Source organism: Catenuloplanes japonicus (assembly GCF_000717135.1).
GTDB lineage: Bacteria > Actinomycetota > Actinomycetes > Mycobacteriales > Micromonosporaceae > Catenuloplanes > Catenuloplanes japonicus.
In genome coordinates this window covers 14,949-30,147 of sequence record NZ_JNXY01000003.1, presented here as the reverse complement: position 1 = coordinate 30,147, position 15,199 = coordinate 14,949, and the positions used below count along the sequence as shown (strand labels likewise).

The 15,199-nt window shown below is 70.8% G+C and carries 10 protein-coding genes and 2 pseudogenes; 7 read left to right on the top strand and 5 right to left on the bottom strand.

Going from position 1 to position 15,199, the window contains the following annotated elements; genetic code table 11:
- Positions 1-199: 199 nt before the first annotated feature.
- A complete protein-coding gene (locus OP04_RS05845; RefSeq protein ID WP_232323492.1) occupies positions 200-3,520 on the top strand; it encodes a CARDB domain-containing protein in 3,321 nt (1,106 codons plus the stop codon).
- Between the two features lie 58 nt (positions 3,521-3,578).
- Here the strand turns inward: OP04_RS05845 and OP04_RS05840 are convergent, their stop codons facing one another.
- Positions 3,579-4,067 (bottom strand): MarR family transcriptional regulator, encoded by a 489-nt coding sequence (locus OP04_RS05840; protein WP_033338502.1) that lies wholly within the window; start codon positions 4,065-4,067, stop codon positions 3,579-3,581.
- 66 nt (positions 4,068-4,133) lie between these two features.
- Here OP04_RS05840 and OP04_RS05835 point away from each other — a divergent pair, with 66 nt between their 5' ends.
- Positions 4,134-4,952 (top strand): NAD-dependent epimerase/dehydratase family protein, encoded by an 819-nt coding sequence (locus OP04_RS05835; RefSeq protein ID WP_033338501.1) that lies wholly within the window; start codon positions 4,134-4,136, stop codon positions 4,950-4,952.
- 46 nt (positions 4,953-4,998) lie between these two features.
- Here the strand turns inward: OP04_RS05835 and OP04_RS52985 are convergent, their stop codons facing one another.
- Positions 4,999-5,823 (bottom strand): calcium-binding protein, encoded by an 825-nt coding sequence (locus OP04_RS52985; protein WP_051797162.1) that lies wholly within the window; start codon positions 5,821-5,823, stop codon positions 4,999-5,001.
- A 122-nt stretch (positions 5,824-5,945) separates the two neighbouring features.
- Between OP04_RS52985 and OP04_RS56385 the strand changes: the two genes are divergently transcribed.
- Positions 5,946-6,074, top strand: coding sequence for a hypothetical protein (locus OP04_RS56385; protein ID WP_269746661.1), 129 nt, complete (start codon positions 5,946-5,948; stop codon positions 6,072-6,074).
- A 196-nt stretch (positions 6,075-6,270) separates the two neighbouring features.
- On the opposite strand, the gene OP04_RS05825 is transcribed toward OP04_RS56385, so the two are convergent.
- Positions 6,271-9,519: a S8 family serine peptidase gene (locus OP04_RS05825; RefSeq protein ID WP_033338500.1), complete on the bottom strand. Its 3,249-nt coding sequence runs from the start codon at positions 9,517-9,519 to the stop codon at positions 6,271-6,273.
- A gap of 211 nt (positions 9,520-9,730) precedes the next feature.
- Between OP04_RS05825 and OP04_RS05820 the strand changes: the two genes are divergently transcribed.
- From OP04_RS05820 to OP04_RS54525, 4 genes are all read left to right on the top strand, one after another.
- Positions 9,731-10,354: a TetR/AcrR family transcriptional regulator gene (locus OP04_RS05820; RefSeq protein ID WP_051797161.1), complete on the top strand. Its 624-nt coding sequence runs from the start codon at positions 9,731-9,733 to the stop codon at positions 10,352-10,354.
- Positions 10,355-10,368: 14 nt separating this feature from the next.
- Complete coding sequence (locus OP04_RS05815) at positions 10,369-12,846, top strand: MMPL family transporter (RefSeq protein ID WP_051797160.1); 2,478 nt, start codon at positions 10,369-10,371, stop codon at positions 12,844-12,846.
- A gap of 665 nt (positions 12,847-13,511) precedes the next feature.
- Entirely contained in the window at positions 13,512-14,240 is a 729-nt protein-coding gene (locus OP04_RS05810) for an endonuclease domain-containing protein (RefSeq protein WP_232323491.1), read from the top strand.
- Between the two features lie 71 nt (positions 14,241-14,311).
- Positions 14,312-14,455 (top strand): hypothetical protein, encoded by a 144-nt coding sequence (locus OP04_RS54525; protein WP_198153749.1) that lies wholly within the window; start codon positions 14,312-14,314, stop codon positions 14,453-14,455.
- Between the two features lie 36 nt (positions 14,456-14,491).
- On the opposite strand, the pseudogene OP04_RS56760 reads toward OP04_RS54525, so the two are convergent.
- Positions 14,492-14,872, bottom strand: a pseudogene (locus tag OP04_RS56760) (MmyB family transcriptional regulator); the annotation flags it as partial.
- Between the two features lie 151 nt (positions 14,873-15,023).
- Positions 15,024-15,164 (bottom strand): annotated as a pseudogene (locus OP04_RS56755) (helix-turn-helix domain-containing protein); the annotation flags it as partial.
- Positions 15,165-15,199: the final 35 nt, after the last annotated feature.

The window sequence follows — 15,199 nt, the reverse complement described above, 5'->3', positions numbered from 1 at the left end:
GAAACCGCCCTCTGACTACGTAGTCAGCGGACCGTAACCACCCCTGACTACGTAGTCAAGGAGGTCCCGAAAACCCGCCCGTTGACGAGACGGTGACGCATCTGAAACATTGAATGCCCTCGCCGCAAGAAGTTGGCAAAGTCACGCAATTTCCGTGGCGCTGAGCGTAATTATGCGACTCACAGGATGCAGGGATGCCATGAAACGACTGTTCAGCGGACTTATCGCGACAGGTCTGGTCGCTGCCGCGGCCCTCGTCTCCTCCCCCGCGCACGCGGCCGGCGGACCCAACCTCGCGCTCGGCAAGTCCGCCTCCGCGAGCGCGGCCAACGGCCAGTACACCGCGGCCAACCTCAACGACGGCAACACCGGCACCTACTGGGAGTCGCCGAACAACGCGTTCCCGCAGTGGGCGCAGATCGACCTGGGCAGCGCGGTCGCGATCGACCAGGTCATCCTGCGGCTGCCGTCCGGCTGGGAGTCGCGCACCCAGACGCTCACCGTGCAGGGCAGCACGAACGGCTCCAGCTTCAGCACGCTCGCGGCCTCGTCCGGCCGCGTCTTCAGCCCGGCCGCCACGATCGACTTCACGGCCGCCACCGTGCGTTACGTCCGGGTGACCATCACGGCCAACACTGGCTGGCCCGCGGCACAGCTCGCCGAGCTGGAGGTCTACGGCGTCGCGGGTGGTGAAGAAAACCCGCCCACCGGCGCCAACCTCGCCGCGGGCAAGCCGATCGAGGCGTCCTCGAGCGTCTTCAGCTTCGTCGCGGGGAACGCGAACGACGCCAGCGCCACCAGCTACTGGGAGTCCAACGGCTTCCCGGCCACGCTGACCGTGAAGCTCGGCGCGGACGCGGACCTCAGCGGCGTCGTCGTCAAGCTCAACCCGGATCCGGTGTGGGGCACCCGTACCCAGAGCATCCAGGTCCTGGGCAAGGCGCAGACCGCGACCGGCTTCACCTCGCTGAAGGCGCGCGCGGACTACACGTTCAACCCGGCGACGAATCAGAACACGGTGACGATCCCGGTGACCGGCCGGGTCGCGGACGTGCAGCTGCAGATCTTCAGCAACACCGGCGCCCCGGGCGCGCAGATCGCGGACCTGCAGGTCTTCGGCACCGCCGCGCCGAACCCGGACCTGGTCGTCACCGCGGCCACCTGGACGCCGTCCGCGCCGACCGAGGGCACGGCGATCACGCTCTCCGCGACCGTCCGCAACCAGGGCACCGTGGCCGCGGCCGCGAACCGGGTCGACTTCGCGCTCAACGGCGTCGTGGCCGGCACCGCCACGGTCGGCGCGCTCGCGGCCGGCGCCTCCACCACCGTCACCGCCACCGCCGCGGCGCAGGTGCAGGGCTCATACACGGTCACGGCCACGGCCGACCCGGCCGGCGTGGTCGCGGAGACGAACGACGCGAACAACACGTTCACCGCCGCGTCCCCGCTGGTCGTCGGCCAGGCGCCAGGCCCGGACCTGCAGGTCACCGGCATCACCACGAACCCGTCGAACCCGGCGGTCGGCGCGGCCGTCTCGTTCACGGTCGCGGTGAACAACCGGGGCACCAGCGCGGCCGGCGCGTCCACCACGCGCGTCACGGTCGGCAGCACCACGCTCAACGGCAGCACGCCGTCGATCGCGGCCGGCGCGACCGCCACCGTGGCGATCTCCGGCACCTGGACCGCGACCAGCGGCGGGGCGACCGTGACCGCCACCGCGGACGCGACCGGCGCCGTGGCCGAGACCAACGAGACGAACAACGTCCTGACCAGGGCGATCGTCGTCGGCCGGGGTGCGGCGACGCCGTACACCGAGTACGAGGCCGAGGCCGCGCGCTACTCCGGCGTGCTGCTGGAGGCGGACGCGCTGCGCACGTTCGGGCACACGAACTTCGGCACCGAGTCGTCCGGGCGCAAGTCCGTGCGGCTGAACACGAGCGGGCAGTTCGTGGAGTTCACGTCCACGAACGAGGCGAACTCGATCGTCGTGCGCAACTCCGTGCCGGACGCGTCGAACGGCGGCGGGCAGGACTACACGATCAGCCTCTACGTGAACGACCAGTTCGTGCGGAAGCTGACGCTGTCCTCGCGCAACAGCTGGCTCTACGGCACCTCCGACGACACGGAGAGCCTGCAGAACACGCCGTCCGCGGACGCCCGGCGGCTCTTCGACGAGTCGCACGCGCTGCTGGCATCGTCGTACCCGCCCGGCACCCGCTTCAAGCTGCAGCGCGACGCCGGGGACAGCGCGTCGTTCTACATCATCGACCTCATCGACCTGGAGCAGGTGGCCCCGGCGGCCTCCCAGCCGGCCGGCTGCACCTCGATCACGTCCTACGGCGCGGTGCCGAACGACGGGCTCGACGACACCGCCGCGATCCAGCGGGCGGTCACCGACGACGAGAACGGCGTGATCAGCTGCGTCTGGATCCCGGCCGGCCGGTGGCGCCAGGAGGCGAAGATCCTGTCCCCGGACCCGAACCGCGGCCAGTACAACCAGCGCGGCCTGCGCAACGTCGTGATCCGCGGCGCCGGCATGTGGCACACCGAGCTGTACTCCGACACGCAGCCGCAGAACGCGACCGGCGGCATCAACCACCCGCACGAGGGCAACGTCGGCTTCGAGATCGAGGACAACACGCAGATCTCCGACCTGGCGATCTTCGGCAACACACAGAACCGGGCCAACCGCGGGCACGGGCTCAACGGCCGGTTCGGCGCGAACACCAAGGTCAGCAACGTGTGGATCGAGCACGTCAACGTCGGCGCCTGGGTCGGCCGCGACTACTCGGACACGCCCGCCTACTGGAACCCGGCGAACAACCTGCAGTTCGAGAACATGCGGATCCGGAACACGTTCGCGGACGGCATCAACTTCAGCAACGGCACGAAGAACTCGCGCGTGTTCAACTCGACGTTCCGGACCACCGGTGACGACGCGCTGGCGGTCTGGGCCAACCCGTACGTCAAGGACCAGGCCGTGGACATCGCGTCGAACAATCGCTTCGTCAACAACACGGTGCAGCTGCCGTGGCGGGCGAACGGCATCGCGATCTACGGCGGCTCGAACAACTCGATCGAGAACAACCTGGTCTCGGACACCGCGAACTACCCGGGCATCATGCTGGCCACCGACCACAGCCCGCTGCCGTTCGGCGGGACCACGCTGATCGCCAACAACGGGCTCTACCGGACCGGCGGCGCGTTCTGGAACGAGGACCAGGAGTTCGGCGCGATCACGCTGTTCCCGTCCACGAAGGACATCACCGGCGTCACCATCCGGGACACCGACATCATCGACTCCACCTACGACGGCATCCAGTTCAAGAACGGCGGCGGCAACATGCCGAACGTCGCGATCACCAACGTCCGCATCGACCGCTCCGTCAACGGCGCCGGCATCCTGGCCATGTCCGGCGCCCGCGGCAACGCGGTCCTCTCCAACGTCACGATCACCAACTCGGCCGACGGCAACATCGTCATCCAGCCGGGGTCACAGTTCACCATCACGGGCAGCTGACCCCCAGATCAACAACCGCCGCCACGGTACGCCGTGCGCGCTCGCGGACGGCGCGGAGTCAATCCGTGCCGTCCGCGAGGCCGCGGGTGGCCGATTCCCCCGCCTCGGTCGCCTTGCGGAGGAAGTCGGCCAGCACGGCGAGCTGCGCGTCGTCGTACCCGGCGAAGATCTCGTCCAGCGCGGTACCCATGCCGCCGTACAGGCCCAGCACCTCGCGCCCGCGGTCCGGCAGCGCCCGCACCCGCACCGCCCGCCGGTCCTGCGGGTCACGCTCACGGGCGATCCACCCGGCCCGCTCCAGCCGATCGAGCACGCCGGTGACGGTGGCCGGATGCAGGCCGGCCCGCCGGGCGAGCGCGCTGGGGCTCAGCGGCCCGTGCCGGCCGATCACGTCGAGGCAGTCCAGGTCGCCGTCCTTGAGCGCGAGCCGCGCGCCGACCTGCCGGTTCAACGCGGACAGTTCACCGCGCAGCGTGCGCAGCCCGTCCTTGATCTCGGTCGCCAGCCGCCGCCGGGCACGCGGATCCCCAGGTGTTACGGAACTCATATCATCTGACTCTCGAATTAATTTACTATGACTTCCGTATCATATGACTACGGAAGGACGTGTGCGATGTTCCTGATCACCGGAGCGACCGGCGGCGTCGGCCGGGAGGCGGTCCACCTGCTTGCCAGGGCCGGCGCGGAGGTCACCGCCGTCACCCGCGACCCGTCCGCCGCGGCACCGGTCGACGGCGTGCGGTTCGTCCGCCCGGCCGAGGCCCTGTCGCTCGACGGCATCGAGGGTGCGCTGATCAGCCCGCGCGCGGCCGGCCCCGATCTCGGCGCGCTGCTCGCGCGGGCCCGGGACCGGGTGGTGCTGCTCTCCGCACTCACCGTCGCGTCCCCGGCCGGCGAGCCGCGGTTCCGGGCGGGCTTCGAGGCGGCCGAGCACGCGGTCACCGCCGCCGCCCGGACGTGGACGATCCTGCGCGGCGCCGACTACGCCGCGAACACGCTGGCCTGGGCCGGGCAACTCACCGCGACCGGGACCGTGCGCGGCGCATACGCCCTGGCCAGGACCTCGACCGTCGACGAGCGCGACATCGCGGCCGTGGCCGTCCTGGCGCTGACCACGCCGGGCCACGCCGGCCGGCATTACACGCTCACCGGCCCGGAATCGCTGAGCCAGCCGGAGAAGGTGGCGGTGATCGGCGCCGCGACCGGCCGCGATCTGACGTTCACCGAGGTCGGCCCGGAGGCGGTGCGGCGCGGGATGCGCGCGGCCGGGCTGCCGGACGAGATCCCCGACCGTCTCCTCGGCTCGCTCGCCGACTACGCCCGCGCGGCCGGCCCGACCACCGGCACGGTCCGGGACCTGCTCGGCCGGCCCGCCCGCACCTACGCCGAGTGGGCGATCGCGCACCGGGCCGCGTTCGCCGGGAACTCATGACGAAGGGCCCCCGGCTGGCGTCCGCCGAGAGCCCTTCGCCGCAGTGTTACGCCGTGGGGGTCGGGAACGCGCCCTCGCGGACGACCCGCTCGCAGCCGACCGTGACGACCTCGTCCCGGCCGGTCTCGCAGAGGTCGCCGGCCTCGGTGCGGTTGTCGCCGCCGTCGAGCAGATCCTCGCCCTGGTAGGCGAACAGCGTGTCGTCGCCGCCCAGGCCGTGGATCAGGTCCCGGCCGCGGTTGCCGAGCAGCAGGTTGTCCTCCGCGTTGCCGATCAGGACGTCGTCGCCCTCGCCACCGAGCACGTCCTCGATGTCGATCAGCGTGTCGTTCTCACCCGCCTCGCCGCCGACGCCGGCGGTCAGGTCGACGCGGACCGGCACGATGCGGCTGCCGCCATAGGAGACGTAGTCGCGGCCCGGCCCGCCGTCCAGCGTGTCCGTGCCGGGCGTCAGGTCGGGCAGCCACAGCTCGTTGCCGATGGTGTCGTCGCCGGCGCCGCCGCGCACGATGTTGTTGCCCTCGTTGCCGTAGAGGCCGTCGTTGCCGTCGCCGCCGTCGAGCAGGTCGTCGCCGAGGTCGCCCTGCAGGTGGTCGTCGCCGCCCCGGCCGGACAGGCGGTCGTCGCCGTCGTCGCCGACCAGCGTGTCCCGGTCCGCGCCGCCGATGACGGTGTCGTCGCCGGCGCCGCCGTGGGCGAGCATGCGGAACGCGGCGTCGTTGGTGACCGCGTCGTCGCCGTCGTGCAGGCGCACGACGACCGGCTCCGTGGCCGGGACGGCGCCGAGGTCGCAGAACGCGACGGTGTCGTCGGCCGCGTCCGCCACACAGCCCTCACCGGCGGTGACCGGGAGCACGTCGTCGAAGCGCACGACCGTACCCGCGGAGGTGATCGTCAGGTTGTTGATCTGGCCTGCGGCGGCGGTGAAGCTCGCCTCGCCGGGCGCGGTGATCGCCGCTCCTGGCGCGGACGGGCCCGGGTGGATCGGACGGCGTGCCCGGATCGGACGGCGTGCCCGGATCGGACGGCGTGCCCGGATCGGACGGCGTGCCCGGATCGGACGGTGAGTCCGAGGGGCCCGGGGTGGACGTGGCCGTCGTGGCCGGGCCGGGTGTGGCGTAGGCGGGCATCGACGCGAGGCCCGCCACGGTCAGCGCGGCAACGGTGAACACTCCGGCCGCGCGCAGCCTTCGATTGATCGTGCGCATCTTCTTCGTACCCCCGTGATCGTGGTCTTGACCTGCGGGAGTCTATTGAAGACAGTCGTGCCAGCCCCGGAACGAATTCCGGGACTGGCACGAACTGGGGAGTGGCGGCGTCAGCTCACCGACGCGACCGTCACGACCGCGGCGCCGACGATGGCGCCCTGGTCGCTGACCACATTGAGCTCACCGGTCAGCGAGCGGCCGGCCGGCGGCACCGTGGCCGCGGTGATCGCGCCGGTGACCGTGAGCGAGGCGCCGTTGGCCAGCGTGGTGAACTTCTCCGGCACGGTCAGCGCGCCGAGCGACGGCGCGTAGTACGCGTCCCGGTAGTCCAGCTGCGTGGTGCCGGCCGGCACGCTGTAGCCCTCGACGACCACGCGGTAGGTGCCCGCGACCGGGTTGGCGATCGAGACCGCCTCCTCGGAGTCGCCGTCCGCCTTGTAGGCGACCGGCGTGGTGCCGGCCCCGAGGTAGACGTAGAGGTCGAGGTCGGCGCCGACGTCGCTGGTGTTGCCGATCGCCACGTCCAGGCGGGTGGTGCCGGCCGGGACCGCGATCGTGTACTCCAGGTTCTGCCCGTCCGCGATGGCCGGGCGGCTCTTGGCGATGCTGCCCAGCGCGCCGCCCTGCCCGGTCACCTTCACCGGCCCGAACGCGTTCTTGCCGGTCCAGGTGATCGGCGTGGCCACGCCGGCCTTGACCGAGGCCAGCTCGGTGAGCGCCGGGGTGACGGTGACGCCCTGCGCGACCGCGGTGATCGTGTACGGGTTGGCGAGCATCGGCGACGTGCGCCGCGACTCGACCTCGATCTCCCAGATGCCCGGCAGCGGGTTCCGGTAGTCGCGCTCGATGCCCTTGCAGGTCGAGACCGGCACGTAGTTGGTGTAGCACTCCGTGGTCGCGGTCGGGTCGGCCGGCACGCCGTTCGGGTCGATCGCGATGAACCGGGTCTGCGAGCCCGCCGCGATGCCGGACAGGTTGACCTGCAGCGCCGCCGCGCCGGCCGGCACGGTGACGAAGTAGGACCGGGTGTCGTTGCGGTCGATCTTGTCGGAGGTGCTGAACGTGTAGCTCGGCTTCGGCAGCTCGGTCGCGGCGACGACCGTGGTCATCACCTCGAAGTCGATGACCGGGGTCGCCGGGTCGTCGATCTTCAGGATGGCGGAGTGCGCGCCGGCCGTCGGCTTGGCCGTGACCGACACCGTGATCGTCTTGTTCAGCGGCACGGAGACCGAGCCGAGCGTGTTGAACGTGCCGTCGTTGCCGGCCCAGCTCAGCTTGTGGGTGACCGCCTTGGCCGGCCCGCTGGTCCGGGTGATCTTGATCTGGTACGTCTTGGCCTGGCCCGGCTTCTGGCCGCCGTCCGTGGCCGCGCACCGGTTGTAGAGGCCGGGGCCCTGGTGCGGGGTCGGCTCGTCGTTGACGCCGAGGTACGCCGAGAGCGGCGTGCAGACCGGCGCGACCGACGTGTAGGTACGCGTCTCCACGTCCTTCTTCAGCAGGTCCCAGGCGGCCGGCACGTCGAAGAGGCCGTAGCCCTGCTCGTACGCGGTGACGTCCTTGATCCACGTGGTGGTGCTGTAGATGCCGCGGCGCAGCTGGGCCGAGGTGAGCCCGGCGTCGTTGGCGCGGGCCGCGGAGAGCAGCAGCGCTGCCGCGCCGGTGGCCTGCGGGGACGCCATCGACGTGCCCTGGAACATGCCGTAGCCCGGCGGCAGCGCGTAGCCGGCCTGCGCGTTCGGCTGTCCGGGCTGCCAGGTCGGGACCGTGGAGACCGCGGAGCCCGGCGCGACGATGTTCGGCTTGAAGCCGCCGTCCTCACGCGGGCCGCGCGAGGAGAACGGGTGCATCTGGTAGGCCGTGTTGACCACGGAGCCGTAGTTTGCGGCCCAGCTCTCCTTGCTGATGCTGGAGCCGACCGAGACGACGTCGGCCGCGACCGACGGGTCGCCCAGCGTGTTCAGGCCGGGGCCGGAGTTGCCCGCGGAGATGAACATCTGCACGCCGTAGTCGTTGATCAGGCGGTTGTAGAGCACGGCGCGCGCGTTGCGGCCGTCGTTCAGGCCGGTCAGGCCGCCGATCGACATGTTGATCACGTCGACGCGCCGGTTGATGACCATCTCGGCCATGCCGTCGAACAGCGCCGCCGCGGTGCAGCCGCCACCCCAGCTGCAGGCGCGGCCGGAGACTATCTTCGCGCCCGGCGCCTGGCCGTCGTAGGCCTCGTTGCCGAACAGGTTGCTGCCCGCCGCGATGCCGGCCACGTGCGTGCCGTGCGCGCCCTCGACGATGCCGATGTTGACGAAGTCGAACGGCGTGCCGCCGTAGTCGACGTCCTCGCGGTACTCCACGACGAACGGCATCCGCTCGGCGATCGCGGTCGCCGGGTTGTCCACGCCGAAGTGCCCGACCTGGAACTTCTCCTTGTACGGCCGCAGCGCGGCCTCGTCGGTGAAGTTACGGTCCAGGTTCGAGTCCACCCAGACGTCGTGCGTGACCGGGTTGTAGAGCACGCCGAACGCGTCGGTGGTGTCGCCGTCCCGGTTCACGTCGCCGCCCGGCTCGCTGGCCGCGGTGATCGACTCGTAGAAGTAGTTGAAGTAGTACGTCCCGGCGGGCGCGGTGAACGTGGCGCCGCTGACCGTGAAGCTCGGGCCGGTGACGGAGAGGTACATTCGCCGCCAGGTCGCGTCCTCCAGCGGGTCGGTCGCGGTGAACCAGTCGGCGATCTTGCGCTCGCCGGTCGACGTGGTCTGCAGCGCCGGGTGGTCCAGGTCGACGCCGGAGTCCATGATGCCGATCGTGATACCGCGGCCGTCGTACGCCGGATTCTTCTTCTTGAAGTCGACCGACCCGGTGTCCACGGTCGGCATGTAGGGGTTCTTCGCCGCCGTCGTCGCGCCCGGGGCCGGGTACGGCACCGCCTGCTTCGACGCGGCGCCGGACGCCAGGCCCTCGGCCGGGTCGGGCTGGGCGATGGTCCGGTCCAGGTCCAGCGCGGTGACGCCGGAGACCTGGGCCGCGCGCACCACCGCGGACGTCGGGACCTTGGCCAGCACGTACCCGAGCTTGTCGACGCTGCGCGACACGGAGGCGCCCAGCTTCTCCAGCTCGCCCGCGACCGCGCCGGCCTTGCCGGTGTCGGTGGCGACCATGACCGTCACGGTCGGCTTGCCGCTGGCCTCGGCCTCGGCGAGCAGCTTCGCGTCCTCGGCGCCGAGCGTGTCGGCCGGCGCGACCTTGGGGGTGTCCGTCTCTATCGGATCCGCGCTCGCCGGGCTCGCACCCGGGAGCAGAACCGTGCCGACCGCGAGGCCGGAGGCCAGGAGTGTGGCAAGACTCCGGCGTAAGAGGTGACTCATGAGAGGGTCCTCTGGTGGACGGGGCCCTGGGATACAGGGCACATCATGAATCTTGTATCCGCTAATTGATCTATATGTCAATGGCGTACGGACTATCTTCCGAAGTGGACATCCGCGCTGATTCACGTCTGTTTACCGACGAATTTCCGCGCTGTTGCGACTTCGTCACACAATTTGCACGCGGTGCAACGGTGCACTTAGTGTAAAAATCGTGAGCACCACCGACCGGCGTACCGCGATCAAGACCCGCCACCGGCAGGCGATCATCGACGCGGCCACCGCGCTGATCTCCGAGGGCGGCACGGCCCGGTTCAGCGTCGACGAGCTGGCCGCGCGCGCGGACGTCTCCCGGCGCACGATCTTCAACCACTTCGCCTCGATCGACGACGTGGTGACCACCGCGTGCACGCACGTGCTCGGCATCGTGATCGAGGACTTCCGGGCCGCGTTCAGCGCCAGCCCGGTCGAGCCCGGCAGCCGCGCCTCGATGTTCGACGCGGTCACCACCGCGCTGCGCGCCACCGACATCCCGAGCGTGATCGCGTTCCTCTGGCAGGCGCTGGGCGGCTTCGACGCCGCCGATCAGCGCCCGCAGCAGATCTTCCAGGCCACGTTCTCCCGCACCACCGACGAGATAGCCCGCGAGCTGGCCCAGCGGCATGCGGACGAGGACTCCCTCGACGCCGAACTGCTGGTCAGCTCGCTGATGCACGGCATCGAGGTGATCGCGCACCGGTGGATCGCCGAGACCGGAGCGACCACCGGCGCCGACGCCCGCGCGCTGTGGGGCCGGCTGCTCGAACGACTCATCACCACCATCCGCACCGGCTACTAGAAAGTTAAGGATCCATGGCCGAATTGCTGTATCGCCTGGGACGCTTCAGCGCCCGGCGAGCCTGGGCAGTCCTGATCACCTGGCTGGTGATCCTGGGCCTGTCCGTCACCGCGTACTTCGTCGCCGGCGGCGCGCTGTCCTCGCAGGTGACGATCCCGGGCACCGAGACCGCGAAGGTCACCGACCAGCTGGCCGCCAAGTTCCCGGCCGCGAGCGGCGGCACCGGCACGATCGTCTTCCACACCACGGACGGCTCCGCGTTCACCGCGGAGCAGCAGGCCACGGTCGGCGCGCTGCTCACCAGCACAGCCGAGCTTCCCGGCGTCTCCGCCACCAACGACCCGTTCGCCACCACCGCGCAGATCGCGGCGCAGGCCGGGCAACTCGCGGCCGGCCAGCAGCAGATCGAGGGCGAGCGCGCCAAGCTCGACGCCGGTCAGGCGCAGCTCGACGCGGCCCAGCAGCAGCTCGACGCGGCCAAGACGCAGGCGCCGGCCGGCTCGCTCGACGCCCAGCAGGCCCAGCTCGACACGCAGAAGGCACAGCTCGACGCCGGACGCGCGCAGCTGGAAGCCGGGGCCGCCCAGGCCGACACCGGCCGGCAGCTGCTCGACATGGCCTCGAAGATCCGCCAGGTCTCCGAGGACAACAGCACCGCGGTCGGCGCGGTCATCTTCGAGGAGGCGCAGCTCGACGTCACCCCGGAGATCAAGACCAGCGTCGTCGACCACGTCACGGACGGCGTACCGGCCGGCGTCGAAGCCGACTTCTCCAACGAGATCACCCAGACCGTGCCGCAGGTCTTCGGCGTCGGCGAGGCGATCGGCCTGATCGTCGCCGCGCTCACGCTGATCGTCATGCTCGGCACGCTCATCGCGGCCGCGCTGCCGCTGGTCAGCGCGCTCGTCGGCGTCGGCGTCGGCGTCACCGCGTCGCTGGCCATGTCCGGCGTCGTGGACATGCTGTCGATCACGCCGGTGCTGGGCGTGATGCTCGGCCTCGCGGTCGGCATCGACTACTGCCTGTTCATCCTCAACCGGCACCGCCGCCAGCTGCTCACCGGCATGGACGTCCACGAGTCGATCGGCCTGGCCAACGGCACCTCCGGCAACGCGGTCGTGTTCGCCGGCTCCACCGTGCTGGTCGCGCTGCTCGCGCTGAACATCACCGGCATCGGCTTCCTCGGCCTGATGGGCACGGTCGGCGCGATCTGCGTCGCGGTCGCGGTCGTCATCGCGGTCACCATGACGCCGGCCCTGCTCGCGCTGCTCGGCCCGCGCGTGCTCGGCCGCAAGGCCCGCGCCAGCATCGGCCAGCCACACCACGACACCACGCCCACCACGCCGATGGGCACCGGGCGCGCGATCCTCACGCTGATCGGCGGGCTCGCGGCGCTGCTCGTGCTCGCGATTCCGGCGCTGTCGATGCGCCTCGGGCTGCCGGACGGGTCGTCGGAGTCGAAGGAGTCGACGCAGTACCAGGCGTACCAGCTGATCGAGGAGAAGTTCGGCGCCGGCGTCAACGGGCCGCTGCTCGTGGTCGCCTCACTGCCCGCCGCCGTCACGGACGAGAACGCCCAGCGCGCCGAGCAGGTGCGCATCGGGCAGCTGATCCTGGGCCAGAAGGACGTCACCGCGGTCGCGCCGATCGGCATGTCCGACGACGACACGCTCATCGCGTTCCAGGTCGTGCCCGCGGAGGGGCCGAACAGCGTCTCCACCGGCCAGCTGGTCCGCGACCTGCGCGCGATGTCCCCGGTCGCGGGCGACGTCACGCTCGGCGTGGCCGGCAGCGCCAGCGGCAACATCGACGTGTCCGCGCAGCTCTCCGACGCGCTGCCGCTCTACCTGGGCGTCGTGGTCGGCCTCTCGCTGATCATCCTGATCTTCGTGTTCCGCTCGATCCTGGTGCCGGTCACGGCCACACTGGGCTTCGTGCTGTCGCTGTTCGCCACGTTCGGCGGCATCACGGCGATCTTCCAGTGGGGCTGGCTCGGCGCGATCTTCGACGTACACGACCCCGGCCCGATCCTGAGCTTCCTGCCCACGATCCTGATCGGCATCCTGTTCGGCCTCGCCATGGACTACCAGCTGTTCCTGGTCTCCGGCATGCGTGAGGCGTACGCCCATGGCGCGCCGGCCCGGCTCGCGGTCCGGCAGGGCGTGCACGCGGGCCGCACCGTGGTCACGGCGGCCGCGATCATCATGATCTCGGTCTTCGGCGGCTTCATCTTCAGCCACACGACGATGATCCGGTCGATCGGCTTCGGGCTCGCGTTCGGCGTGCTGGCGGACGCGTTCCTGGTCCGCATGCTGCTGATCCCCGCGATCATGCACCTGCTGGGCCGCTCCGCCTGGTGGATCCCCCGCTGGCTGGACCGCATCCTGCCCAACGTCGACGTCGAGGGCGCCGCCCTCGAACGCCGCCACCCCTCCACCCCGCACGAGACCCCCGAAACCTCGGCGACCGAGGCGAAAGCCGCGACGTCCTGAGATCCGCCGGGTTCTGACCGTTCGCTCCCGCGGGCGCCACCGGTGCCGGCGGCCTGGCCCTCGCCTCGTGGGGGCGGGCGCCAGTCCTCCGCCGCGAACGTCACCAAGGACCCGGCGACCGACCGGCCCCGGCCGGACTCCCACCCATGATCCCCGCCGCCTCCAGCGGCGGGGATCTCTCTTTCCCCACCCGACGCCATTCGCCTTCGACATCGGGCCCGATCGACCCGCCGCCTGCGGTCACGCGGGCGCTCCGCGCCCGCCACACGCCGCGACTCAATGGCAGCCGGACGCTCCGCGCCCGAAATATCGCGATAAGGCGGCTGCCTGCCATTGCAACCAACGCGGCCCCAGAAGCTCGCTCTCGCGTGTGGATCATTGACGTCGGCAAAAGTGCGGCCGAAGTCGCCCGCCGACCGCACTTTCGCCAGCGTCAATGATCCACAGGTGTTGATGCGCCCGTCCATCATGAGCAAATGGCCCTGACTCCCCGGCACCTGCGTTCCGTGCCCTTCCGGCGCCGGGACGCGCTCAGCGCCGGCCTCATCACGCTCGCCGAACTCAGAGGTCCGCACTGGCAACGCCTCTACCGGGGCATCTACATCGAGCGAGCGTCGTACGCCCCGGAGCATCACCGGATGTGGTGCGCTGCCGCACAGCTGATGATGCCCGCCCGCGCCGCGATCGGCGAGCGGAGCGCGGCGTACCTCTGGGGCATTGATCTCCTCGACGCGTCCGAACCGGTTTCGATCATCGTGCCGGGAACACAGTCGACCCGGGGCCAGCCGATGCTCCGGGTCGTGCACGGTGAGCTGCCACGCGGGGATGTGGAGGTGTTCACCGGGCTAAGGGTGACCACACCCACGCGGACGGCGTTCGACCTGGGACGCGGCGCCGATCGAATCCAGGCGGCGATCGCGGTGGATGCGATGCTGCATCGGCGGTTGGTGTCGCCGGCGGAGCTGCACCGGGCCGCGGACGCGCACCCCGGATGGCGCGGTGTCATGAAATTTCGTGACATTCTGCGCCTCGCCGAGCCGGGAGCGGCATCACCGATGGAGACCCGGCTGCGGCTGGTCATCATCGACGGCGGGCTGCCGCGGCCGGTAGCGCAGCATCGGATCCACGACGACGCCGGATCGTTCATCGGCCAGGTGGATCTGGCGTATCCCGCATGGAGAATCGCCATCGAGTACGAGGGCGATCATCACCGCGACCGGGCGACGTTCCGGAAGGACATTGTGCGGTTCAACCGGCTACAGGCGGCAGGCTGGGCAACGCTCCGTTTCACCGCCGACGACGTCTTCAAAAGACCCCAAAAGATCATCGAGGGGGTACGGCACGCCGTAGCCGCGGCCGAGGCACGCCGGGTGGCTGATGGAGATGGACCCTGACGCCGAAGACCGCAGCCTGGGTGCGCCGGCTCGGCCTGCCGCGGGCGTGCATGGTGGCGAAGCATGGGGGCATGACAACGGAAGCAGCCGCACTGCCCGCCGAGGATGTCGTCGCCGGGTGGGTCGCGCGGTATGAGCACACCTGGCGCACCAACGATCCCGCCGACATCACGGCCCTGTTCACCGGGGACGCGGAGTGCCGCGGCACTCGGTGATCCGGCGTCCGCGGTCGCGACCGTGAGCTGCTGGCCGGGGGCGCTGCGGACGTCGAACGTCTGATAGTTCAGCTGCATCAGGCCCGCACGCGGGTGCCGGATGGTCTTGCGGGTCAGCGCGAGCCCGGAGACGGTCCGGTCGTCCCACAGGCGGCGGAAGTCGGCGCTGTCGTCGTAGAGGCGGGCGATCAGCGGGGACACCTCGGGATGGACAGGCGTGAAGCCGGCCGAGTGCCGCAGCGCGCTGACCGCGGCGCGGGCGACGTCGTCCCAGTTGACGAAGTATTCCCGGGCTGTCCCGTCGAGGAAGATGCCGGCCAGGATGCCGTCCGGCCGTTGGAGCGGGGCCATCAGCGCGGTCGCGGCCGGGTTCGCGGTGAGCACCCGGAATGCCGGGTTGGTGACGTAGGCGGCCATGTGCGGGAACGCCTCCATGATCTGGAGCAGTTCCGCGCTGATGCGTTCCTCCGCGCCGGGCCCGCTCGGTGACAGCCGCGCCAGCCGGAACGCGTGCTCGCGCATCCGCCCCGAGTCGCAACGCCGTGCACAGCGCGTCCATCACCTGGGCCGACGGGTTCCGCTCGCGCCCCTGCTCAAGGCGCGTGTAGTAGTCCGCGCTCACTCCGGCCGGCACCGCGACCTCCTCGCGCCGCAGCCCGGCCACCCGCCGCCCGATCGCCGCGGGCAGCCCGGCCTCGGCCGGTGTCACGCGTGCCCGCTGCGCCCGCAGGAACTCCCCCAACC

Coding starts and splice junctions, on each gene's coding strand:
- OP04_RS05845 (WP_232323492.1), top strand. CDS start 200: ATGAAACGACTGTTCAGCGGACTTATCGCGACAGGTCTGGTCGCTGCC.
- OP04_RS05840 (WP_033338502.1), bottom strand. CDS start 4,067: ATGAGTTCCGTAACACCTGGGGATCCGCGTGCCCGGCGGCGGCTGGCG.
- OP04_RS05835 (WP_033338501.1), top strand. CDS start 4,134: ATGTTCCTGATCACCGGAGCGACCGGCGGCGTCGGCCGGGAGGCGGTC.
- OP04_RS05825 (WP_033338500.1), bottom strand. CDS start 9,519: ATGAGTCACCTCTTACGCCGGAGTCTTGCCACACTCCTGGCCTCCGGC.
- OP04_RS05815 (WP_051797160.1), top strand. CDS start 10,369: ATGGCCGAATTGCTGTATCGCCTGGGACGCTTCAGCGCCCGGCGAGCC.
- OP04_RS05810 (WP_232323491.1), top strand. CDS start 13,512: ATGCCCGCCCGCGCCGCGATCGGCGAGCGGAGCGCGGCGTACCTCTGG.
- OP04_RS54525 (WP_198153749.1), top strand. CDS start 14,312: ATGACAACGGAAGCAGCCGCACTGCCCGCCGAGGATGTCGTCGCCGGG.